Annotated in this window: 23 protein-coding genes; all 23 read left to right on the plus strand. The window is 34.4% G+C overall.

Translation table 11 applies throughout. The features are described from left to right. Positions 1 to 4 precede the first annotated feature (4 nt). The 23 genes from H0R92_RS00860 (at position 5) to H0R92_RS00970 (ending at position 23,019) form a co-directional block, all read left to right on the plus strand. On the plus strand, positions 5 to 1,285 hold the full coding sequence (locus H0R92_RS00860; protein ID WP_432960200.1) for a hypothetical protein: 1,281 nt from the start codon (positions 5 to 7) through the stop codon (positions 1,283 to 1,285). A gap of 27 nt (positions 1,286 to 1,312) precedes the next feature. Continuing rightward, positions 1,313 to 2,308 (plus strand): UDP-N-acetylglucosamine 4,6-dehydratase (inverting), encoded by a 996-nt coding sequence (gene pseB, locus H0R92_RS00865; RefSeq protein WP_432960202.1) that lies wholly within the window; start codon positions 1,313 to 1,315, stop codon positions 2,306 to 2,308. After that, positions 2,308 to 3,456 (plus strand): UDP-4-amino-4,6-dideoxy-N-acetyl-beta-L-altrosamine transaminase, encoded by a 1,149-nt coding sequence (pseC, locus tag H0R92_RS00870; protein ID WP_432960204.1) that lies wholly within the window; start codon positions 2,308 to 2,310, stop codon positions 3,454 to 3,456. Before pseB ends, pseC begins: the two co-directional genes overlap by 1 nt. Then, positions 3,453 to 4,244: an aldo/keto reductase gene (locus H0R92_RS00875; protein WP_432960206.1), complete on the plus strand. Its 792-nt coding sequence runs from the start codon at positions 3,453 to 3,455 to the stop codon at positions 4,242 to 4,244. The genes pseC and H0R92_RS00875 overlap by 4 nt, the downstream gene beginning before the upstream one ends. Continuing rightward, positions 4,241 to 4,930, plus strand: a complete 690-nt coding sequence (gene pseF / locus H0R92_RS00880) for a pseudaminic acid cytidylyltransferase (RefSeq protein WP_432960208.1) — start codon at positions 4,241 to 4,243, stop codon at positions 4,928 to 4,930. The genes H0R92_RS00875 and pseF overlap by 4 nt, the downstream gene beginning before the upstream one ends. Positions 4,931 to 4,934: 4 nt before the next feature. Continuing rightward, positions 4,935 to 6,230: an aspartate aminotransferase family protein gene (locus H0R92_RS00885; protein WP_432960209.1), complete on the plus strand. Its 1,296-nt coding sequence runs from the start codon at positions 4,935 to 4,937 to the stop codon at positions 6,228 to 6,230. A 26-nt stretch (positions 6,231 to 6,256) separates the two neighbouring features. Further along, the gene (locus H0R92_RS00890; RefSeq protein WP_432960211.1) at positions 6,257 to 6,820 is read left to right on the plus strand and encodes a GNAT family N-acetyltransferase; all 564 of its coding nucleotides are present in this window, start codon (positions 6,257 to 6,259) and stop codon (positions 6,818 to 6,820) included. Positions 6,821 to 6,835: 15 nt separating this feature from the next. Next, positions 6,836 to 8,032, plus strand: coding sequence for an ATP-grasp domain-containing protein (locus tag H0R92_RS00895; RefSeq protein ID WP_432960213.1), 1,197 nt, complete (start codon positions 6,836 to 6,838; stop codon positions 8,030 to 8,032). Beyond that, positions 8,029 to 9,255, plus strand: coding sequence for an aspartate aminotransferase family protein (locus H0R92_RS00900; RefSeq protein WP_432960215.1), 1,227 nt, complete (start codon positions 8,029 to 8,031; stop codon positions 9,253 to 9,255). Before H0R92_RS00895 ends, H0R92_RS00900 begins: the two co-directional genes overlap by 4 nt. After that, entirely contained in the window at positions 9,245 to 10,342 is a 1,098-nt protein-coding gene (locus H0R92_RS00905) for an iron-containing alcohol dehydrogenase (protein ID WP_432960217.1), read from the plus strand. The genes H0R92_RS00900 and H0R92_RS00905 overlap by 11 nt, the downstream gene beginning before the upstream one ends. A 2-nt stretch (positions 10,343 to 10,344) precedes the next feature. Continuing rightward, on the plus strand, positions 10,345 to 11,358 hold the full coding sequence (gene pseI / locus H0R92_RS00910; protein ID WP_432960219.1) for a pseudaminic acid synthase: 1,014 nt from the start codon (positions 10,345 to 10,347) through the stop codon (positions 11,356 to 11,358). Further along, complete coding sequence (locus H0R92_RS00915; RefSeq protein WP_432960221.1) at positions 11,336 to 12,217, plus strand: hypothetical protein; 882 nt, start codon at positions 11,336 to 11,338, stop codon at positions 12,215 to 12,217. Before pseI ends, H0R92_RS00915 begins: the two co-directional genes overlap by 23 nt. A 9-nt stretch (positions 12,218 to 12,226) precedes the next feature. Continuing rightward, positions 12,227 to 12,952: a hypothetical protein gene (locus H0R92_RS00920; protein ID WP_432960223.1), complete on the plus strand. Its 726-nt coding sequence runs from the start codon at positions 12,227 to 12,229 to the stop codon at positions 12,950 to 12,952. Positions 12,953 to 13,074: 122 nt separating this feature from the next. Next, on the plus strand, positions 13,075 to 14,178 hold the full coding sequence (locus H0R92_RS00925; protein ID WP_432960225.1) for a glycosyltransferase family 10 domain-containing protein: 1,104 nt from the start codon (positions 13,075 to 13,077) through the stop codon (positions 14,176 to 14,178). Further along, positions 14,168 to 14,989 carry a glycosyltransferase family 2 protein gene (locus tag H0R92_RS00930; protein WP_432960227.1) on the plus strand — a complete coding sequence of 274 codons (822 nt, stop codon included), beginning with the start codon at positions 14,168 to 14,170 and terminating at the stop codon, positions 14,987 to 14,989. The genes H0R92_RS00925 and H0R92_RS00930 overlap by 11 nt, the downstream gene beginning before the upstream one ends. Then, on the plus strand, positions 14,970 to 16,082 hold the full coding sequence (locus H0R92_RS00935) for a glycosyltransferase family 2 protein (protein ID WP_432960229.1): 1,113 nt from the start codon (positions 14,970 to 14,972) through the stop codon (positions 16,080 to 16,082). The genes H0R92_RS00930 and H0R92_RS00935 overlap by 20 nt, the downstream gene beginning before the upstream one ends. Positions 16,083 to 16,091: 9 nt before the next feature. Then, entirely contained in the window at positions 16,092 to 17,450 is a 1,359-nt protein-coding gene (locus tag H0R92_RS00940; protein WP_432960231.1) for a hypothetical protein, read from the plus strand. 28 nt (positions 17,451 to 17,478) lie between these two features. Beyond that, a complete protein-coding gene (locus tag H0R92_RS00945; RefSeq protein WP_432960233.1) occupies positions 17,479 to 18,498 on the plus strand; it encodes a glycosyltransferase family 2 protein in 1,020 nt (339 codons plus the stop codon). Positions 18,499 to 18,556: 58 nt separating this feature from the next. Beyond that, positions 18,557 to 19,558, plus strand: coding sequence for a glycosyltransferase (locus H0R92_RS00950; RefSeq protein WP_432960235.1), 1,002 nt, complete (start codon positions 18,557 to 18,559; stop codon positions 19,556 to 19,558). Then, on the plus strand, positions 19,549 to 20,424 hold the full coding sequence (locus H0R92_RS00955) for a LicD family protein (protein WP_432960237.1): 876 nt from the start codon (positions 19,549 to 19,551) through the stop codon (positions 20,422 to 20,424). The genes H0R92_RS00950 and H0R92_RS00955 overlap by 10 nt, the downstream gene beginning before the upstream one ends. Before the next feature lie 2 nt (positions 20,425 to 20,426). Continuing rightward, complete coding sequence (locus tag H0R92_RS00960) at positions 20,427 to 21,212, plus strand: glycosyltransferase family 25 protein (protein WP_432960239.1); 786 nt, start codon at positions 20,427 to 20,429, stop codon at positions 21,210 to 21,212. Beyond that, positions 21,200 to 22,066 (plus strand): DUF6492 family protein, encoded by an 867-nt coding sequence (locus H0R92_RS00965; protein ID WP_432960241.1) that lies wholly within the window; start codon positions 21,200 to 21,202, stop codon positions 22,064 to 22,066. Before H0R92_RS00960 ends, H0R92_RS00965 begins: the two co-directional genes overlap by 13 nt. A gap of 101 nt (positions 22,067 to 22,167) precedes the next feature. Continuing rightward, positions 22,168 to 23,019: a glycosyltransferase family 2 protein gene (locus H0R92_RS00970; protein WP_432960243.1), complete on the plus strand. Its 852-nt coding sequence runs from the start codon at positions 22,168 to 22,170 to the stop codon at positions 23,017 to 23,019. Position 23,020: the final 1 nt, after the last annotated feature.

Raw genomic sequence — 23,020 nt, forward strand, 5'->3', positions numbered from 1 at the left:
TTTTATGACTTTACGATCTTTTATTAAAAAAAACTTTCCTCAATCTTTTGTTGATATGTTAATAAGAATTTATCATTATTTGAAATTACGCTTCGAAAACATTTATTTTTGCTTCATTCCTTATGAAAATATGAGAAATATTGAAAATAGTATCCCCGATATAGTTAGAAATATTGAAAAACATAATATAGCCACTGTTAAATCAATAATATTCAGTATTTTCTCAAACAAACGTTTAAATAATAAAAAAAAGATTTTTCTTAATTCTTTTATTAACTTGATTTCAATACAACTGTTTAATCCGAAGGAATACAAAATATACTATGATAAATCACTAAAAGACTATAGACAGACTCAAGTCAATTTATTTACTACCCAAGAATGGCAATGTTTAAAGCAAATATCTATTGCTGTTGGAATGTTTAAATTGGCATATTTATTCTTTGAAAAATCATTATACTCTGCAAAAAGAAGAGTAATAAAAAGAGAAATAGATAAAAAATTATTATATCTGTCTAAGATTTTTTATTTCGGCAGTCAAATAACTTCTTTTATATCGATTCTTAAATATTTGAGAAAAAAAAATATCTGTGGTTTTAATTTAAATTTTAGTACGCCTTTTTTTGATTTTATAAAACATAAATCTCTTGTTGTTATGGGCCCCTCTTTTGATCCAAAGAATTCCGATGTTAACCTTTTTGATTATGATATATTTATATTAAATAATTACAAAGAAAAAAAACAATGCTCAGATTCTAAACAGAACACTAATAAGATAATAAGTTATTATAATAGCGAAATTGGGACTTGGTTTAATCACAATTTTAAGACATTAGATTTTGAATTCTTGGATTTTTTAATTTTTAAAGATTGTACAAGTAACCTTGATATCTCCCAATTTGATATTCGTACAAGAAAAAAAATTAGAGAAGCTCCGATAATTTATCCCCTTTTTATAAATTCATCCCCATATATGTTGCCTATCATGCTTTTTGATTTATTACAATATGAACCGAAAAAGATTTTTGTACTTGGTAATAACTTGTACCTAAACAATAAACCGTATGCAGACAATTATCATAATAGGATATCTGCAACGACTGATCCGTATGCTTTTAGGCTTTCCTTTGCTATACATGGAATAATCGATAACTTTTTATGGCTGCAGTCTTTATATAAAATGAAATTGTTTGATACAGATTCATATTTTGCAACTATTCTTACAAATAGTATAGATTCGTATTTACACCAAATGGAAGAAATTTGGATTTATCCTTATTTGTAATAAACTTTACTGGAGGAAGTAACCATTATGCTGACAAATTCAATAATTTTAGTTACCGGTGGTACCGGTTCTTTCGGTAACACCTTTATTCCGATGACTTTAAAAAAATATAATCCAAAAAAAATTATCATATATTCGCGGGATGAAATGAAACAGTGGGAAATGGCAAAAAAGTTTCAAAATGAGGATAGAATCCGTTTTTTTATAGGTGATGTACGCGATCGCGAACGTCTGCATCGTGCTCTTGACGGAGTGGACTATGTGGTTCATGCCGCAGCTACAAAGATTGTTCCTACAGCCGAATATAATCCCTTTGAATGTATTAAAACCAATATCAACGGTGCTATGAATATCATAGATGCCTGTATCGATAAGGGGGTTAAACGCTGTGTTGCTTTGAGTACGGATAAGGCCAGCCAACCGGTAAACTTGTACGGAGCGACGAAACTGTGTAGCGATAAGGTTTTTATTGCAGGAAATTCTTATACGGGCGGAAGAACACGATTTGCCGTTGTGCGTTACGGAAATGTAATGGGGTCGCGAGGTTCGGTTATACCCTTTTTTCTTGATACGGCAAAAACGGGAAAATTGACTATAACGGACAAGCGTATGACGCGCTTTATGATTTCTCTTGAGCAGGGAGTCGAGCTTGTCTGGCATGCATTTGAAGATATGGAGGGCGGAGAAATTTATGTTAAAAAGATTCCTTCGATGAATATCTGTGATATCGCAACTGCGGTTGATGAAAAAGCCGAACAAATAGAAATCGGCATCCGTCCGGGTGAAAAATTGCATGAACAAATGATAGGCGTAGAAGATGCCCATTTCACCTATGAATATTCCGAACATTTTAAAATTATTCCGCAAATTTGTGAATGGGGACAAGCTGAAAAAATGATTAAAGGCGGAAAGCAGGTAGCCGATGGCTTCAGTTATACATCGGATAATAATACTGAGTGGATGACTATCCTTCAGCTTAGAAAATGGATAGAAGAAAATAAAGATAAAGTAGGAAATATCTAATGATTCAATACGGACATCAATACATTGACGATAATGACATACAGGCTGTTATAGATGTATTAAAATCTGATTTTTTAACTCAGGGGCCGGCGGTCAGCCGCTTTGAAAATAAAATCCGTGAGATAACGGGGGCGCGTTACTGTGTTGCCGTTTCCAATGCGACGGCGGGGCTTCATATTGCAGTTGCGGCCCTTAACTTATCGGAAAATTCGGAAGGAATAACATCGCCGAATACCTTTTTGGCTTCGGCAAATTGTTTAGTGTACAATAACCTTATACCGGTTTTTGCGGATATCAATCCCGACACATACAATATCGAACCCGATGAAATTGAAAAGAAAATAACGTCGAACACCGAAGTAATTATACCGGTGCACTTCGCAGGCTTGGCATGCGATATGGGACGGATTAAAAACATAGCGGACGATCATAATATTAAAGTTATTGAAGATGCAGCTCACGCAATCGGTTCCCGTTATGCGGACGGTACTCCTGTCGGAAATTGTACATATTCGGATATGACGGTTTTTTCTTTTCATCCGGTAAAGACAATCACCACCGGTGAAGGCGGAGCTATAACGACAAACGATGAAAGCCTGTATAAACGCCTTTTAGAATTGCGCAGCCACGGTATGACAAAAGATACTGAGCTGCTTACTCAAAATCCCGGACCTTGGTACTATGAAATGCATAGCCTCGGTTTTAATTATCGTATGACAGATATACAAGCCGCCTTAGGTTACTCGCAGCTTTTAAAACTTCAGCAGTTTAGAGAAAGGCGGCAAAGTATTGTAAACCGATATAACAAGGCCTTTGACGGTATACCGTATGTTAAACTTCCATATAGGACTTTTGAACAAGTTTCCTGTTTTCACCTCTATGTATTACAAATCGACTTTGAAAAACTCGGAACAGTACGCAAAGAGTTTATGAAAAAATTGACCGATAAAGGAATCGGTACGCAAGTGCATTATATTCCCGTTCATACGCAGCCCTATTATAAAACACACTATGGTTATAAAATCGGAGACTACCCTATTGCCGAACGATATTATCAAAAAGCCTTATCTCTTCCCCTATATCCTGCAATGAGCGATGATGATGTGCAAAAAGTTATCGATGCTGTTAAGGAGCTTGTTCAGCAATGACAAAACTTGCACTCGGTACCGCACAGTTCGGCATGAACTACGGTATCTCAAATACGCGCGGCCAAGTTTCCGAATCGGAAATAGAACGGATTCTTACATTTTGTAAAACTCACGGTATATGTACGCTGGATACGGCACAGGGCTACGGTGAAAGCGAAGCCGTTTTGGGCCGCTATGATTTATCTTCGTTTAAAATTGTTACTAAATTATCCGGTGACGCGGAGCTTGAAGATTCTCTTTGTAAATTAAACGTCAGTTCAGTTGATGCCCTCTTGTTTCATCGTGAAGATGAAATAAATGATACAACGTGGCAAAGGTTTGAAAATTGGAAAAGACAAAAACTGGTACATAAAATCGGCGTAAGTGTCTATTCTCCTCAAAAACTGTCACAGATAATGCAGTTATATCCTATAGATATTGTACAGTTGCCGCTTAATATATTGGATCAGCGTTTTATTCCCTTACTGCCTGAATTAAAACAAAAAAAAATAGAAGTACACACACGTTCGGTTTTTTTGCAGGGGCTGTTGTTAATGAATGAATATCCGACATATTTTGATTCGGTTAAACCTGTTTTGCAAAAGCTTCCCGAACCTAAATTATTGTATGCATTGCACTTTGCACTTTCATTACAACAAACCGATAAAACGGTTGTGGGTGTTACCTGTTTAAAAGATTTGGAAGAGATTTATAAAGCAGCTGTAGCCCCCTCCCCTTCCGTCGATTACAGTGTATTTTTTGTTGAAGATGAAAAGATTATCAATCCTTCCTTGTGGAGTAAAGAATGAAAACCATTGCAATTATAACGGCACGCGGAGGCTCGAAGCGCATTCCTCGAAAAAATATAAAAGAGTTTATGGGTAAACCCATGCTTGCTTATGCAATTGAAGCTGCCCAAAAATCGGGAATCTTTGATACGGTTATAGTTTCAACCGATGATGAAGAAATCGCTGCCCTTGCAAAAAACTTAGGTGCAGAAGTTCCCTTTATGCGGAGTGCTAAAACCAGTTCGGATTATGCAATTACCTATGATGTTTTGGAAGAAGTATTGGCAGAATATAAAAAAATAAACATCGGTTTTGATACACTTTGCTGTATCTATCCCTGCGTTCCCTTTTTAACGGCCGATTCGCTGTACAAAGCGTATAATCAAATGTTTTCAGATTCACACGATGCCGTTATGCCCGTATGTAAATATCCGGTTCCCATAGAATGGGCAATGATTATAAGTGAAGGAAAACTTATGCCGAACGATAGAGCCGCACAGCTTATTCGCTCACAGGATTTGGTGCCGAAGTATTATGATGCTGGGATGTTTTATTTTTGCAAAACTTCAGCTTTACTGGAACATAAAACCTTGGTACCGCCGAATACCGGTGCTTATATAATCGATGAAACGGAATGTCAGGATATCGATACCCTAGAAGACTGGAAAAGTGCAGAATTAAAATATAAAATAATAAAGGGAGCGTAAGGCTATGAAAACATATACAAAGTCAAACGAACTGCTTGAGCGTGAATTAAAGGTTTCTCCGCTTGCGGCACAAACATTCAGCAAATCATACCGCTATTTTTGTAAGGGTATTTCTCCTGCCTATATAGATCATGCAAAGGGCTGCCGTGTCTATGATGTCGACGGAAACGAATTTATAGACTTTATTTGCGCATTGGGACCTATTACTGTCGGCTACAATGATGACCGCATAAATACTGCCGTCAAAGAGCAGTTGGATAAGGGGGCGAGTTTTTCTTTACAAAGCCCGATAGAAGTTGAACTTGCCGAAAAAATATGCCGGATTATTCCCTGTGCCGAAATGGTACGCTTTGTAAAAAACGGAGGCGATGCCACTACGGCAGCAATACGGCTTGCACGAGCGTATACGGGAAAAGAAATGGTATTGATGAGCGGCTATCACGGTATGCATGATTGGTCGATTGGTGCTTCAAACAACAATAAAGGAGTACCGCAAGCGGTTTGCAATCTTACAAAGAATTTTATATACAATGACCTTACTGACATTGAAGAAAAATTAAATACATATAAGGATAAGGTTGCAGCTGTTATCCTTGAGCCGATTCAGGCAGACGGCCCGAAAGAAGGATACTTACAAACATTAAAGGATTTGGTACACAAACACAATGCAATTCTTATCTTTGATGAAGTTGTTTCCGGTTTCCGATATGCCTTGGGCGGTGCTTCCGAACTCTATAAGGTAACGCCCGATTTGGCTGCTTTCGGTAAGGGAATGGGAAACGGATATGCCATATCCGCCGTTGCAGGTAAAAAAGAGCTTATGCGGCAAATTGAAACCGGTGTTTTTATTTCAACCACATTCGGAGGAGATGCCCTGTCCATGGCAGCAGCCTTGGCAACAATTAAAGTTTTGGAACAACCCGGATTTTACGATTCTATTTGGAAACTAGGAAACAAAATGCATACAGGCTTAAAACAGCTTGCCACAAAGTACGGATTGGAAAAAGTTATCACCGTAAGCGGTTTAGCTCCGCATTGCGGCCTTTCCTTTGACGGAACCGGCAGCTTATCGTATTTAGATATACACAGCGTATACTCCCAAGTTATGATTGAAAACGGTATTTTGGTTTTTGCAATTTGTAACTTGAACGGAGCACATACCGAAAAAGAAATCGATTTATATCTTGACGCAACGGAAAAAGCCTTTGCTCTTATAAAAAAAGCAATTGAGCAGGACAGCCTTACCGGAATTCTTAAAGGCGGAAAAGTTGATCCGGTCTTTAAAAGAAATATAAGATAATGAGAGAAAGTTAAAATAATATGTTTATGTGTAAATACAAAATATTGCAAAAACAAATCTACACTTTTGAAAGTTACTCTATTGTTCCAATAAGATATGAAGACCGCTTTGATATAATGAAATGGCGTAATGAACAGATATATCATTTGAGGCAAAATGAACCCTTAACCGCCGAAAAACAAAATACATATTTTGATACGGTTGTTTCAAAATTATTCGATGCCGATAAGCCCGATCAGATATTGTTTTCTTATTTGAAAAATGATATTTGCATAGGATACGGCGGTTTAGTGCATATCAATTGGATAGATAATAATGCGGAGATTTCATTTATTATGAATACGGATTTGGAAAAAAAATATTTTGATAAGCATTGGGGTATATTTTTACAACTTTTAAAAGAAGTTGCTTTCGGTGAGCTTAAGCTGCATAAAATATATACCTATGCATTTGATTTGCGGCCACATTTATATGTAACACTTGAAAAAAATGGATTTAAAAAAGAGGCTGTTTTAAAGGATCACTGCTTCTGTGATGGTGAATATAAAGATGTTGTTATACATTCACTAATTACTCGTATCAGCATATAGGGGACTCTGTATAGAATGAAGTTGGCATTAGTTATAGGTTCAAGTTCTGAATCTGTTTATGCAATTAATGTTGCAAAACAAAGCGGATATACAGTATGGGCATTTGATCAGAATCCAAATGCGTGTGGGTTTTCTTACGCAGATAAATGTTATACTTTGGATATAAATGATACAGATGCAATAGTAAAAGAACTTAATGGTCGTATTCCCAATCTTATTTTACCTGTTCCAATTGGAAGAACACTTGTTTCTGTAGGGAAAATGAATGACAGATATAAGCTTGTTGGCATAACGGAAAAAAATGCAGATATATGCACTGATAAATATATTTTCCACAAAGTATTAAATAAGAAAAAATTGAGAAATATCTCTTGCGCTCTTATTCAGAATACTAATCTACATAAGATTATGTCGAAAAAATACCCTGCTATATTGAAGCCGCGTTTTGGATCGGGGAGTCGAGCTGTAAAAATGATATCAGATCAAAAACAACTTACTGCTATTATTTCATCATACAGCCCTTTGAGGGAAGATTTTGTTATTGAAGATTGTGTGATAGGCCAAGAGTATGGTGTTGATGGGGCAATTATTAATGGAAAAGTTGCAGTTACGATTTTGAGAAAAAAAATAAATACATCTCCTCCTATTTGTCAATGTGTAGGTTATATTGGGATGCCGAAACAGGCAAATAGTATGGAGATATATAATTCTGCCACATCGTTTCTTACTGAAGTTATATCAGTGTTGAATATAAAAAATGCTTTATTTCATGCAGATTTGGTATATGATATGCAAAAGAATTGGTTTATTATTGAGCTGTCTCCAAGACCTTCAGGCCATAATTTACATAACCTTTTTACTATAAAATGTACAGGAATTGATATAGTTAATGAGTACATAAAATATGCTGAAAATAATTCTATCTCCGATTCGTGTTTTATTACCGAAAAAATTAAACCGATGATTATTCATTTCTTTAATTTTGAGAATTTATATGTTACATCAATACCTGATGAAAACTACTTGTTTTCCAAATATCCGCTTGTTTCCTATAAATGCAATATAAAAAAGAATGATTTTCTCGGGCCGATTATTGACGGGAAATCAATTATAGACAGAGGCTTTTTTATTTTAGAAGCAGATTCTGTAGAGGCTCTATATAGTTTAAAAGATAAATTCCTCTTAGAATTTGATACACGAGGCAGCTTATGAATCATTGTTTAATTCCTGTAATGTCATATCCTGAAATTATAATGCAATCAGGTAAGGGAAGTTATCTTTTTGATACATCAGGGAAAAAGTATCTTGATTTTAATTCCGGTCAATTTTGTACAATATTGGGACACAGTAATGTAAATTTAGAGAAAAAAATTAATAAAGCTAACTTAAACTTGTTACATACATCAACTGGACTATTATCCGAAGCTGTTATAAATGCTAGTCTTCTTATTAATACACTCAGTGGTAGCTTGAATGCTTATTCTATTTTCTTAAGTACCGGTGCTGAAGTTATTGAATTTTGTTTAAGATATGCAAAACATATTACAAAAAAAAATGGTATTGTATGTTTTGATTGTGGATATCACGGATTAAGTTTAGGGGCTCAATCCATTACCTTTGCAGGTAAATATGCAACCCCTACGGTATCAAATGTGTATACAATTCCTGTAGCAAATAGAGTTTTTTCCAAAAGATGTATTGATAATATTTTGTTTAGAACAGATAGACTCTTACAAGAAAATGAAATAGCTGCTATAGTAGTTGAACCAGTCGTTTCTGTGGGGGGGATGATATTCTTATCTGAATATTTTCTTCATGAGTTACGATGTATATGTACAAAGTATAAAGTATTGCTCATATTTGATGAATGCCAAACAGGATTTTGCAGATTGGGAGAGTGGTTTGCATATCAAAAGTATGATGTTATTCCAGACATGGTTGCCACTGCAAAAGGTGTTGGATTAGGTTATCCTGTTTCATTAGCTCTGTTTAATGGTGAGCTGATAAAATACATGGATTTTAGTATGACACATTATAGTTCACATCAAAATGATGCTTTTGCTGCGAACATAGTATTGGCAGGTATTGATTTTATAACTAAACGCAAAATCCTCACAAAAGTAAAACAAAAAGGGAAGTATTTTCTTAAAGCATTACAGCGCTTGACTGAAAAAAATAAGTATTTATTAAATCCACGTGGACAAGGACTTATGTTAGGTGTAAATTTAAAGGAGATTCATGGAGTTGATTCCAGAGTTATATACAATGTTTTGGCACAGGAACTTTTAGAGAATGGTATTATTATACAGGGAACGGATAGAGGGCGTGTACTAAGATTTTTACCTGATTATTTAATAACACAAGAGGATATTGATTTTGGTCTTCATTGCCTGTCTGAATGCATAAATGGAATATATAAAGCATATGATAAATAATTTCTATTTTTCTTTTCCTACAAAATATATTTTCGGCATCAATACTATTTCTCAGATTGAAAATGAATTGAGTGATAAATCTATTACAAGGCTATGTGTTCTTGCGGGAAAATATTCGGCGGAAAAATTAGGTATATTAAAAATCATAGAAACAATATGTCATAAGCAGAATATTAATTATTATGAATATAAAATAATTGATGGTAAGGCTTCTCGTGAAAATATTGAATATATAAATGATTTTTTGTTAAATAAAAAGATAAATTTTATAATCGCCGTTGGAGGTGGAACAATTATAGATATTGCTAAAACAATAAAATCTGAATTTAATAATATTGAATTTGGTGTAGTGTTAACGCATCCTGCGTCCTCTTCAGAATCAAATAATTCATATGTGTATTATGATAATATAAAAAATAAAAAAATAGCAAAAAGAAGTATGAATGCCTACCCGAGTTTTTCAATTTGTGATCCAACCTATATGGAAACATTGACAAAAAAACAAATGTACTCATCTTTCTCAGATGTCTTTTCCCATTTACTGGAACAATTTTTTGCAATTGAATTGACATTTATTGATGATATGATTATTGCCTGCTTGCAAAGAGTTGTAAACCTATTTGAATTATATCAGAAAAAGCTATTCACAATTAATGAACAAATGGAATATATGTTACTGACATCAATGGCATTAAGTTATATTTTTTCTAATGGTAGAACAATGGATTGGGTCGCTCATCAGGTAGAACATTCTTTATCCGAATATAGTATCGGAACTCATGGAGAAAATCTAGCAATTATTATGCCTGCATGGGTCTCCTTTTCTCAAAATAATCAATACTATTCTAAAAAATTGGAATATCTAAGTAGTAAAATTAATCATAACAATAGTAAAAAAATATCTGGATTATTTTTTATACAATCATTTTATAGTTCAATATCTGAAAACTGCAGATTATCATCAATGCTTAAAAATAATTTTATTCTTGATAAATATCTAGGAACATTGTTTGACACTCCTTTGCTTGGACGAGTGAATGTCATTAATTTAGAACAATTTAGTTTTTTTTTTAATTCACTAATATAGATATGAACACATTTATAATTGCCGAACTTTCGGCTAATCACAATCACAAAAAAGAAATAGCTTTTAAAACAATAGAAGCGGCAAAAAAAGCCGGTGCCGATGCGGTGAAAATTCAAACCTATACGGCCGACACTATGACCTTAGACTGTGATAATGAACATTTTCAGATAAATCATGGTTCACTATGGGATGGTAAGACATTATATGAGCTTTATCAACAGGCATATACCCCATGGGAATGGCATAAAGAATTATTCAATCATGCAGCAGAACTTGGTATTCCTCTTTTTTCAACTCCCTTTGATAAAACGGCGGTAGATTTTCTCGAAACGCTTAACAACCCCATATATAAAATAGCTTCGTTTGAAATTACGGATATTCCCTTGATTGAATATGCTGCCTCAATGCATAAGCCGATGATTATTTCTACAGGAATAGCAACATTGCAGGAAATTGAGGAAGCAGTAAGCGCTTGTAAAAAAACAGGGAACAACGATATTACCCTATTAAAATGTACGTCTTCCTACCCCGCTCCGCTTAAAGAAGCTAATTTATTAACTATACCGGATATGATTACAAAATTTAACTGTAAAGTTGGGTTATCCGACCACACGCTTGGAGATGTTTGTGCCTGTGCGGCTGTTGCTTTAGGAGCAAAAGTTATTGAAAAACATTTTATTATTGACCGCTCCATAGGGGGGCCTGACGCCGCATTTTCTATGGAAGTCGAAGAGTTTGCTGTTATGGTAAAAAGAATACGTGAAACGGAAAAGTGTCTGGGATGTGTTTCGTATGAACTTTCGGAATTGAGTAAAAAAAGCAGAAAATTCTCGCGTTCTTTATTTGCCGTCAAGGATATACAAAAAGGAGAAATTTTTACCGAAGAAAATATACGCTCAATAAGACCAGGCGATGGATGCAGTCCGAAATATCTTCCAGAATTGTTGGGAACTAAATCGGATAAGGAATATAAAAGAGGAGAGCCGTTAATTTATGAACCTGCGACAAATAATTAAATTATTTATTCCCCCGATAATCTTAAAAATAAGACATTTTTTTCTTAACAACAAGAAAGACGACTCTTATCTCAGTACCGTACACACAATACAAAAAAACTCAAATACATTGTTTATACTCGGTAACGGTCCTTCGCTTAACACAACATTTGCAAATGGAACCGATTTTTTTAAGGAAAAAGATATAATCTGTGTAAATACTTTTGTTACTACAGATTTTTTTGTGACACTTAAACCTACCAAATATATGATTGCCGATCCAAATAATCTTATTGGATTAGAAACTTTATCAAATGTATTAAAAGAGCAAACACAGGAAATTGTAACTGAATTCCAAAAAAAAATAAATTGGCATATTGATTTTATTGTACCGGATTTTGCTCGAGACGGGTATTTATATCAAAGTCTAAAAATGAATAAGTTTATCACTTTTTATTTTTATAATACAAAAGATGTTTCAAAAACAAATTATACATACTTTCAAAATCTGGATGAAAATCTTATAGCACCGCCAGCTCAAACTGTTTTGAATACCTGCTTATGGCTGGGAATTAAATTAAAATATGATGCGATATATCTATTAGGAGCCGATACCTCTTGGACAGAACAAGTGAGTGTCGATCAAACAACAAATGAGCTATATACAATAGATAAACATTTTTATGGAGAAGTTAAACGACCTGTGTATGGTGATGTTGATGGAAAAATTCCGCGTAAATTACATGAAGAACTGGAGGCTGATGCGAAGGTTTTAAGAAATTATTGGGAATTAAAGACTTATGCTCAACACGTGGGTGTTGCAGTGTATAATGCAAGTGCATACTCTTTAATTGATGCCTTTGAGCGAAAGAAAATATAGATGGAAACTATGACAAAAATTGTAATAAACAACAAAATCTTTGATTATAATCCGGAGGTTCTAACGTATGAAACGGCCGTTCCTTTAAATTTAGCAGATGCAAAAGAAAATTTACTGTTATTTAAAAAAGCCGCCGATACTCAAAACTTATTTTTTTTACTTTACTATGGCACATTATTAGGTGTCATAAGAGAAACAAACTTCATTAAACATGACATTGATATAGATGTAGTAACAAATGATGAAACATCATTACAAAACATCATACCAATATTAAATGAATACGGTTTTAGTTTTATAAGATATGAAACTACAAAATCTTTACATTCTTTTACAACTGTTTATTCGTTTAGACGGAAAAGTGTATATATAGATGTATATATCGCATATTTTGAAAAACAAAAGAAATGTTATAACTTATTAGGCTCTTACATACCTTGTAAATGGATTGATGAAACAACTATGATTTCTTTTTTGGAAAATGATTTTCAAATCCCAAAAGATTATATAAAGATTTTAGAAACATTATACGGAAAAAATTGGACAATCCCTATTATACACCAACCGGGAGATTTCAAAAAAGACAAGCTTCTTAAAGATAGAATTCGAGACTGTATTTTTTATTTAATTAACAGATTAAAAAGAATATTAAAAAGGATATTTCCTAAAATATATATAAAAATTAAGCATCTTGTAAAGAAGAAGTCTTTTTTAGATAATCACCACCAACCGTAACAATGCCGCAGGTTTTCGTAAAACAATAGAAAGCGTTGTAACTAAAGATTGTAGCGATAATCTAGTTCCCGTCATCATTAAATAATTAAAAAAAGAAAAGACTGACTTATGGTGTTTTTTTAATGTTTGAAATATATTATGGAAAAATACAATCAGAGATGAGGAAGGGAAAATATGTGATGTATAGCATTTCGAATATATTAAAAAAAGTCAGAGGATGTAGTATATTATGTTTTGATTTATTTTCATGGATTAAAGAATGGTATATATCTTTATTTGATCGGCGATTACGATATTTTGTTTACGGTCTTTCGAATAAAGGTTTCCAACATATTCAACATTATTATTACAAAAACTTCCTGCCTTTTAACGAAACACAAATAAGACCTTCAATATACAGACCGCATATCAGGTTTTATGAAGTTTTTGGGGGATTAAAAGTACGGGAAAAAATTAAAAAAGTTCCTAATAAATTAACTGTTTTCAGTACGGGTGAATGTGTACACTCTTTAGTTGTACCTGCTACGCAATATTATAAGGATAATTGCATCTCCTGTGCCGATATTTCTCTTGGCTTTGATTATTTAACGGACAAGAATTATATTCGTTTTCCTTATTGGCTATTACGGTTTATTTCTCCAACTAAAAATAAAGATAAGATTGCAAAATTAATTGATGAGTATAATGCTCGTAATTATAAAAAAACACAATTTTGCGCGCTTATTGCAAGTCATGACAAGACAAATATTCGTACAAAAATGCTTGAAAAAATAAATATGATAGAACCTGTGATGTGTGCAGGAAGGTTTGCATATAATGATCCGACTTTAAAAACTCTATTTAATGATAATAAACAAGAATACCTAAGGCAATTTAAATTTAATATCTGTCCCGAAAATGATTCGTTTCAAGGTTATGTAACCGAAAAAATATTTGATGCTTTATTAGCCGACTGTATCCCTATTTATTGGGGAGGAGACAGACCGCCTGAACCGGAAGTAATCAATCCGGCGGCACTCATTTTATTTGATCCCGATAATCCGGAAGATGTGATTGAACAAATAAAATTTTTACATACTAATGCAAGTGCATATGAACAGTTTAAAAAAAATATAAAATTTAGTTCTACTGCAGTAGACTGGATCTATAATAAAATGCATGATTTATTCGTTCTCTTCGATGACAAAATTACGGAAAAGGGGTTATATAAAAAAAATGCAAATTAATGTAGAATCTGTTTCTTGCCCTCTCCTCTCAATCATAACAATAAACCGTAACAATGCTTTAGGTCTTCGTAAAACGATAAAAAGTGTTGTAACTCAGGATTGTACCGATTTTGAATACCTTATTATTGATGGAGCATCTACGGATGAAAGTCATACCGTTATAAATGAATTTTTGAGCAGCAAATATGCAAATAAAATTTCTTATTGGATCAGTGAACCGGATACCGGAATTTACAATGCGATGAATAAGGGAATCAGACAGGCACGGGGTACTTATGTATACATACTCAATTCCGGTGATTGGCTTGAACCTAATGCGCTTTCAAGTATTGTCGAAAAATTAAAAGCTGAACAACCGGATTTACTGCTATTTTTTTTGAACTTTTGGAGTAATGGAGAAAAAATACAATTAGAAATGAGGTTGCCGGAAAATTTATGTATGGCAACAATGTGTCATCAAGGTCTTATATATAAAAAGAATCTACATGACAAATATAGCTTATATGATGAACGTTATCAATTTGCAGCAGATTACGATTTTTGTATAAAAGCCTTTTACAAAAAAAATATAAATATTTCGTTTTTATTCTTACCTCTAGCAAATTTCCCGGTTGGAGGAATGGGGGGCTCCGAGGTTTCAACCATAGAATTTAATGAAATACAAATCAAATACGGCTTTATTCCCCCGCCCCCCTCTCGTATAAGAATTTTTATAAAAAAAGCAGTTAAATTTTTTATTCCCTACGGCTTATTGTTTTTATACAGAAAAATAAAAACAATTGGAAAAAATTATGCAAATAAAAAAGAATAATAACATCATTTCATTAATTGTACCCATTTATAACCGCAGTACTTTTTTACCGGCTTGTATTACAAGTATAATAAATCAATCATATCCGCATTTGGATATTATTCTTGTAGACGACGGTTCAACCGATAATTCGTTTGATATTTGTAAAGAATATGCACAAAATGATAAGAGAATTACTGTTATAAGTATTCCGAACAGCGGAGTAAGTACGGCACGTAATACCGGTATACAACACGCAAAAGGCGATTTTATACAATTTGTAGACAGCGACGATATGATAAAACAAAATGCCTGCGAAATTCTTTTGAACGAACAAAAAAAGAATGATGCGGATCTTGTGATATGCGGGTTCTATAATATAGACAGCAATGGAAATCACTTATCAGATGATTACTCAGATAGTCCGATATCCAACTTGGAAGATTTTTACAAAAATTTTGGATCCCTATTGGATAAAAATTTATTAAGGTCTCCTGTCAATAAGTTATATAAAAAAACTGTTATAGATGAACATAAAATCGGTTTTAATTCGGATTTTAGTATTGCAGAAGACGGACTGTTTAATCTTCACTATTATCGTTATATGAATTCACCCGTTGTAATACGGGATACTCTCTATATATGTACAGACCATAACGATACCTCTCGATTGACTCGAAAGCCGCATGAAAATTATTTTAAAATACAAAATATATATTTTGAACAACTGGTTAATTTATTAAAAACTAAAAATGCATATACGAAACAAAACAGAAATACTGTTATGTATCAATATCTTCAAATTCTTATAACAGGTCTGGAAAAAAAAGCCATGCACAATGAGAGCCTCGACTTAGATACATTACATAAAAATATTTTATGGGATATCTTTCCGGTACGGCACAATTTTGACTTTGTATCGAATAAGGTTACTTTATGGATAGAAAAAAAGCAGGAAAATAAATTACTGTATGCATTCACTAATACCGCATGCAAAAAGAAATTTGCGGCTATAAAATATACACAATACAATAAAAAAATTATACATAAAATATATGGAGTTTTAAAGATAATTTTTTGGCAATGTGCAGAAATTATATCTATTCTACGATAGAAGGACTATATGAGCGAAAACATTAAAATTATAACCTGTACCGGCTACGGCAATTCGGGCAGTTCGGCAGGTACGGACTTTTTAAAAGAATTCGATTCAATAAGTGTTCCCTGCAATAACTTTGAATGCACCTTTTTACATGAACCTGACGGTATTGCGGATTTAGCTTATGCATTGGAAGTTGAACCACATAGACTCAAAGCCGACTTGGCGATAAAGCGCTTTTTAGATTTAATTTCAAGGTTAAATAAGAACTATGGATATCGTTCTCATTTTAAGAACACCTTCCAGCCGATTATGACTGAGTATATTCAAGAATTGGTAGATTGTACATGGAAAGGAGGCTGGCATAGAGCATACGAAGAAGAAACCCTTTCTCTTAAAGAAAACGCTCGCAGAGATTTTTCCGTTATGTATTTTGAAGAAGTATATAAAAAAAATCTGCATAATGAAAAAAAACAATCACTATATGAGCCGGATAACTGGCAGCGTCAATATCTCCCCTATGTAACACAATATTATACAAATGCGAGAGAAACATTTATTTCTGTAACAAAAAAATACTTATATAAACTTTTTGCCCAATTGCCGTATGGTAATGCCGACTATCTTGCATTGGATCAACTTTTACCTCCAATTTCTCATAGATTATATTCACGATATTTTGACTGGATCAGAACAATCATTATAGACAGAGATCCGCGCGACTTATATATTGCAAGTAAATTCTTTTGGGGCTCAAGGTATATTCCCCTCGATAATATCGATACATTTATTACATGGTTTAAATCAACACGAAGTGAACGGCTAACCGATACTTCAAATAATGTAATATATATTCAATTAGAAGATTTAATATATGACTATGAAAATGCTAAAAACAAAATTATACAATTTATAGGTATTTCTCCCGAAAAACATAAAACTCCTTTAAAGTTTTTTAATCCGCAAAAAAGTTGCGTAAATACTCGATTATGGACAAAATATAATTTCTATAATGATGATATAAAAAAAATTGAACAAGAATTAACTCCCTTTTGTTTTGATTATTCTAAGTACAATTTTAATGAAATGAATTCTCGCAAGACAGTCGATTTTATGTTTCACGACCTTCAACATGAAGCCGATACTATGCGCATAAAAAAGCATATATCTTTAAAATTACGATTTTTATATTTTAAGCGCAAATTAATCCGCTGTGCTTTGGATGCAGCTATAGTAAAAACAATGCAGTGGTTTAAGCGAGAAAAAAAAACACCCGCACTTTGTTTCCGTTTTCTTATTAAGTTCGGTGTATATGCAACTTTTTTTCCTTTTTATTATCTTTATGAGATTCTAAAGGCGATTATTAATTTTATTATTATGTAGATTCAGTAAATAGGGGTATTTAGAGCTGATGAAAAAAAATAATATTCGATTTTCAATAATAGTGCCTGTATATAATTTGGAAAACTGTATCAAACAAAATATTCAAAGTCTTCTAAATCAAACATATGACAATATTGAAATAATTATTGTCAATGATGCTTCTACGGATTGCAGTGCAGCCCAAATAGTTTCACTTGGACCATCTGATAAGATGACCGTTATAAACAATAAAAAAAATTTAGGCTTATTGCATACAAGGCTGGTCGGAACAAAACAAGCCTCTGGAGATTATATTTTATTTATGGATGGAGATGACAGTTTCGAAAAAAAAGCCTGTGAAATATTGGCAAAAAATCTTGAAGAGCATCCTTGTGATGTATTGGAATTTGCCTATACTCGTATACCGGATAATATAATTCAATATCCGCAAAAAGTTACAAAAAATAGATTGGAAGCAATGTTTGTTCCGCCTATTTCGGCCGGGGTAACAATATGGAATAAAGCGTATAAAGCAACAATCATAAAACAAGCGTTTTCTACCGTCACTCCTTTTTATTGCACTCCGGCGGAAGATGTATTTTTATCAAGTATCATAGCTTCTTTTACGGATGATTATCATATTTGTAATCAAGCACTGTATAATTACAATACCGGACAGGGGATTTCAACACGACAGAATACGGTACAAACAAATGAAACATACTTTTCTTCAATGAAAAAAGTTTGTGTAGAACTTGAAAAATACTTTACCCGGTACAATCGGCAATATCTTCCTATTGTTGCCTTCACAGAGAAAATGTTGGCTGAAAATGCCGTACATTGGTTTATCCAACAACATACAGAACCCGTTGCTGTAGAAGATTCATATTTGCTTATATTGAAATATTTTTCCGATGAAGCATTGCGTCCCATTTTGCAGGAATTAATACGTAACGCGGAAAAGTACCGAACGGGAAAAATCAATTATTCTCGTATCGGTAAAAACTTTATAAAGACTCTTGTCCCCCGCTCTTTATTTACAAAACTGAAAAAAATTATCTATAGGTGATTACATGCACAATAAAATAACCGTCATTATAACTATCCGCAATAGAGATACCCTACGTATGGAAAAACAAATTGCCTCGATACGCAGTGCTGGCGCGGCTCCCGCCTTTCATATTATCGATTACGGTTCGGATGAGTTTTATGCAAAACAATATTCCGCACTTTGTAACAAGCTTAATTTGGAATATACTCATATGTATGCCGAAGGTTTGCCGTGGAATAAGTGCAGAGCGTTAAATTACGGTGCAAAAACGGCAAATACGCCTTTTATTGTAACATCAGACGCCGATATGATTTATGAAGGGAATCCCTTTCAATACTGCATTGACAATTATAAAGACAAAACAATGTATCATATGGAAACTTATTGGCTGCCTAAAAACGGTGACAAAAAAAAAGCCGGTTATGCAGGCCACGGAAACTCGGGAGGTTTTCAATTTATCGCAAAAGCGGCATTTGAAGAAATAGGCGGTTATGATGAGCGTATTGTTTATTGGGGACCTGAAGATTTGGATTTTCCCGACAGATTAAAAAAAATCGGCTACACACAGGAATGGCTTCCGAATACTTTTAAACTCTATCATCAGTGGCACCCCGTAAGCGAAGCAAATTGTAAACGACCGCAAACTGTCACGATAAATACGTTAAAATATGCATGGGATAATAAATTAAATCCTGTTAAAAAAAATGATTGGGGGATAATTCTTACGGAAAAAGATAGACCTATCTTAAAAGAAATACGGAATAACAACCCGAAAACAGTTTATCTGGAAAAAAGTATTCTTGACTTTTGGAAATCGGCGGAAACGGTTTTAGATACACAAAAGTACGGTTTCGTAAAGCTGGAACTTGGTAAACGAGTGAATAATAATTTTCTTTCACATATAAAAACCGCCATGAAAATATTACTAAAACCGGACTCATCTTTTTCAGCCATAAGATCAACAATTAATATTAATTTTGATGTTTTATATGAAATGCTTCCCGTACTTTCAGCAAACGGACTCCGCGATTACTATATTTCGGATGATGTTTCCTGTGTATATTTATTATGGAATTGACCGAAACTATGAATAAAAAAAGCAGCCTTTTTGTATCCCCCTTTCCCGACAATCGTCTTGATTCTACGGACCCTTTGCGCCAAGCTCAGCTTGTAATGCTACGCCTGCTTAAAATTTTCGATGCCATATGCACAAAACACGGCCTTACCTATTGGCTTGACGGCGGCACTTTATTGGGAGCGGTACGGCACAAAGGCTTTATTCCTTGGGATGACGATCTTGATGTATGCATGCCCCTTGAAGATTATGAAAAATATAAAAATCTTCCTCAAAGCGAGTTCCCGTACGATGTGTATCACGATACCGTTTCTTTTAATTTTTTAAAATTACGCGACCGTTTTTCCAAACGCCTTGATGAAGGTTTTGATGCCGATAAAATGTTTAACAGTATTTACATCGATATTTTTCCGGTGAAAAAATTTCCTGCCGGCAGAAGATTATTTTCCCGTATTCGTATGCTGATCCCCCCCTATACTCCCCCTCCGTTTTACAAAGGCATAAGTACAAAAAAACGTATTAAGCGCATAGCTGCCCGGCTTTTGTATTATGTTATAAATTATACCGGACTTTCATATATAATAAAATTGCTGAGCTTACTGGGAGCAAAAAACTGTTGGGCATACGATTTACCTGCTTCATGGCACTTTCATTTTCCCGATAAATGGATTTTCCCGCTGAAAAGGTTGAACTTTGAAGACTTTCCGGCGCCCGTACCGCATGATTATCATAATTTTTTACGCTGTGAATTTAAAAACTATATGGAACCGCCGCCGGAAAATCAGCGCAATCATCACAATAATATTTCCATTTTTCCGACCGTACCCTGCAATCATCCTGAAGCACTAAAATGGGAGGATTATCATTGAAAATGAATACACTTAAAATCCCTGTTTTTGTTATAAGCTTAAAATCGGCTTCCGAGCGGCGCAGTTTTATACAAAATCAATTAAAAAAACTTAATTTCGATTTCGAATTTTTCGATGCGTTTATAGGAAAAGACTATGCGTCCGATCCCGCTTATTACAACGAAAAAAAAGCATTAAAAGCCGAAGGACGCAAACTGCGTGCAGGAGAAGTGGGCTGCGCATTAAGTCATAATGCAGTATATCGCCTCATTGCCGAAAAAAAGCTTCCCTATGCCCTGATATTGGAAGACGATGCAATTATATCGGAGGATTTACCCCAAGTAATAGATAAACTGCTTCCATATCTAGACGGGCGGCGGATTATACAGCTTGAACGCTGCGATTTATATAAAAAATCGAGCATACAGCCACTTGTTAAAGGGTATTCAATAGTGGAACCGCGGTTTATAAAAGCAGGAACGATTGCACAAGCGGCAGGCTACCTTATAAGTTTTGAAGCGGCCATGGCTATTAAGGATATTAATTTTCCGGTTTATTTTCCTGCAGACAGCTGGGGCTATTATAAAAAATATGTACATTTTTCCGCCGTCATTCCCTCCCAAACCTGTATACGACAAAGCGGCGGATTTTTCAGTTCAACCGAAGACATCAAAACGGTACGCAGCTTTTCCGACACAAATGTGTGGACCTTTATATTGCACGTTTTTTTTACTTATAATTTTTTCGGCCGCATTATCTATAGATTTTTTCATCCGCTTTACAAAAGGGTTTTCAGATGGAAAAAATAAGTATTTTTATACCTCATATTGCACAAAACAACCATCTTTTAAAATTAAACCTGCCCCTCATTAAAAAAAATCTAAACCCGCAAAAAGTATACATAGCGGCCGCCCAACCGGCCTTGGACGATTTGAGTTTTTTGAAAGATAAAACGGTAGCTCTTATAGATGAAGATTCGATACTTCCGGGATTAAGTTTCAAGACAACGCAAAAACTTATGGAAAAGGCGGGACTTCCGGTTGAACGCACGGGATGGTATTTTCAACAGTTTTTAAAACTCGGCTGGGCATTGAAAGACGAAGATTCCCCCTGGTATCTCAGCTGGGATTCGGATACGATTCCCGTTCGTCCGGTCAGTTTTTTTTCCGATACGGGTAAACCGCTGTTTATTAAAAAAACGGAATTTAATCCCGCCTACTTTGAAACAATTGAAAAAACTTTAGGCTTAAAAAAAAATAACGATTTTTCTTTTATTGCAGAAGCTATGTTATTCAATAAAGATTTTGTAAAATCAATGATAAATACTATAGAAAATAACAGTGCCGTTCAAGGTAACGTTTTTTATGAAAAAATACTCTATGCCGCCGCTCAAAGTTCTTTTGTGCAAAGTGCTTTCAGTGAATTTGAAACCTACGGTACCTATGTAAGCGCATGTTTTCCCGGGTCTTATGAATTTAAATCAAGTAACGGCTTTAGAAACGGAGCAAAATATGTCGGCCTCAATCCTTCAAGCTATGATTTGCAACGCTTTGCCCGAAAATACGATATTGTATCATTTGAACGCTGGAATACTATTTTTAAACCCTTTATTTTGCTGCAAAAAATATACTCATTTATATATGTAAAAATAAATAAATTATGATAGTTTTACAGTTTTTTATACAATGTGCTCAAGCGGAGAACGCATTGCCGACTTTTTAATACAAAAGCAGAGCGAAATACACGAACAGGTGGAAATATTGAATGGAACAAAATTTTAACCCCTCAACAAACGGCAAAAGCCCCCTTGTTTCGGTTATTATGGGAGTCTATAATTGCGAAACGACGGTGGAAGATTCTATCAATTCAATATTGAATCAAAGCTTTAACGACTTTGAATTTATCATTTGCGACGACGCTTCTTCCGATAAAACCCTAGAAATTGTCTTAAAATGTGCACAAAAAGATACGCGCATACGCGTACTACGCAATCAGGTGAACAGCGGTCTTGCTCCTACGCTGAATAAATGTATAGAACATGCACGCGGGACCTACCTTGCCCGCATGGACGGCGACGATATAAGCAAAAAAGACCGCTTCCAAAAACAAGTTGATTTTTTGGAAACGCACAACGACTATGCTTTTTGCGGAACTTCGGCCGAATTGTTCGACGATGAAGGCGTGTGGGGTTTGCGTACCTGTATCGAAAACCCGAAAGCAAAAGATTTTTTATCGGTATCGCCGTTTATCCATCCTTCCGTACTGTTCCGAAAATCCGCACTGATAACAGCCGGCCTTTACAAAACAAAAAACGTCGGCCGCTCCGAAGATTACGAATTGTTTATGCGCTTGTATGCACAGGGGTTCCGCGGTTACAATTTTCAGGATTTTTTACTTACCTACCGGGAAGACAAAAACGGTTTTGTAAAACGCAAAGTAAAATATTTATGCACGGAAGCAAAAATTCGATACAGGGGTTTTAAAGCCCTGCATCTTTTTCCGCGGGCACTGCCCTATGTTATGCGCCCCATTGTTTTAGCGCTTTTGCCTGCGCGGTTTCGAACCTTTTTACATAAGTCAAAATATAAAATCGGAGAAAGACAATCAAAATCGTAAA

The sequence above is a fragment of the Treponema sp. OMZ 840 genome (assembly GCF_050937815.1).
GTDB lineage: Bacteria > Spirochaetota > Spirochaetia > Treponematales > Treponemataceae > Treponema_C.

What these genes read in the sequence shown, in the direction of transcription:
- H0R92_RS00925 (WP_432960225.1), top strand. Translation starts at nt 13,075, where the DNA reads ATGTTTGAAATATATTATGGAAAAATACAATCAGAGATGAGGAAGGGA.
- H0R92_RS00960 (WP_432960239.1), top strand. Translation starts at nt 20,427, where the DNA reads ATGAATACACTTAAAATCCCTGTTTTTGTTATAAGCTTAAAATCGGCT.
- H0R92_RS00950 (WP_432960235.1), top strand. Translation starts at nt 18,557, where the DNA reads ATGGAAAAACAAATTGCCTCGATACGCAGTGCTGGCGCGGCTCCCGCC.
- H0R92_RS00875 (WP_432960206.1), top strand. Translation starts at nt 3,453, where the DNA reads ATGACAAAACTTGCACTCGGTACCGCACAGTTCGGCATGAACTACGGT.
- H0R92_RS00920 (WP_432960223.1), top strand. Translation starts at nt 12,227, where the DNA reads ATGACAAAAATTGTAATAAACAACAAAATCTTTGATTATAATCCGGAG.
- H0R92_RS00905 (WP_432960217.1), top strand. Translation starts at nt 9,245, where the DNA reads ATGATAAATAATTTCTATTTTTCTTTTCCTACAAAATATATTTTCGGC.
- H0R92_RS00945 (WP_432960233.1), top strand. Translation starts at nt 17,479, where the DNA reads ATGAAAAAAAATAATATTCGATTTTCAATAATAGTGCCTGTATATAAT.
- pseF (WP_432960208.1), top strand. Translation starts at nt 4,241, where the DNA reads ATGAAAACCATTGCAATTATAACGGCACGCGGAGGCTCGAAGCGCATT.
- H0R92_RS00860 (WP_432960200.1), top strand. Translation starts at nt 5, where the DNA reads ATGACTTTACGATCTTTTATTAAAAAAAACTTTCCTCAATCTTTTGTT.
- pseI (WP_432960219.1), top strand. Translation starts at nt 10,345, where the DNA reads ATGAACACATTTATAATTGCCGAACTTTCGGCTAATCACAATCACAAA.
- H0R92_RS00900 (WP_432960215.1), top strand. Translation starts at nt 8,029, where the DNA reads ATGAATCATTGTTTAATTCCTGTAATGTCATATCCTGAAATTATAATG.
- H0R92_RS00965 (WP_432960241.1), top strand. Translation starts at nt 21,200, where the DNA reads ATGGAAAAAATAAGTATTTTTATACCTCATATTGCACAAAACAACCAT.
- H0R92_RS00970 (WP_432960243.1), top strand. Translation starts at nt 22,168, where the DNA reads ATGGAACAAAATTTTAACCCCTCAACAAACGGCAAAAGCCCCCTTGTT.
- pseC (WP_432960204.1), top strand. Translation starts at nt 2,308, where the DNA reads ATGATTCAATACGGACATCAATACATTGACGATAATGACATACAGGCT.
- H0R92_RS00940 (WP_432960231.1), top strand. Translation starts at nt 16,092, where the DNA reads ATGAGCGAAAACATTAAAATTATAACCTGTACCGGCTACGGCAATTCG.
- H0R92_RS00885 (WP_432960209.1), top strand. Translation starts at nt 4,935, where the DNA reads ATGAAAACATATACAAAGTCAAACGAACTGCTTGAGCGTGAATTAAAG.
- H0R92_RS00915 (WP_432960221.1), top strand. Translation starts at nt 11,336, where the DNA reads ATGAACCTGCGACAAATAATTAAATTATTTATTCCCCCGATAATCTTA.
- H0R92_RS00935 (WP_432960229.1), top strand. Translation starts at nt 14,970, where the DNA reads ATGCAAATAAAAAAGAATAATAACATCATTTCATTAATTGTACCCATT.
- H0R92_RS00955 (WP_432960237.1), top strand. Translation starts at nt 19,549, where the DNA reads ATGGAATTGACCGAAACTATGAATAAAAAAAGCAGCCTTTTTGTATCC.
- pseB (WP_432960202.1), top strand. Translation starts at nt 1,313, where the DNA reads ATGCTGACAAATTCAATAATTTTAGTTACCGGTGGTACCGGTTCTTTC.
- H0R92_RS00895 (WP_432960213.1), top strand. Translation starts at nt 6,836, where the DNA reads ATGAAGTTGGCATTAGTTATAGGTTCAAGTTCTGAATCTGTTTATGCA.
- H0R92_RS00890 (WP_432960211.1), top strand. Translation starts at nt 6,257, where the DNA reads ATGTGTAAATACAAAATATTGCAAAAACAAATCTACACTTTTGAAAGT.
- H0R92_RS00930 (WP_432960227.1), top strand. Translation starts at nt 14,168, where the DNA reads ATGCAAATTAATGTAGAATCTGTTTCTTGCCCTCTCCTCTCAATCATA.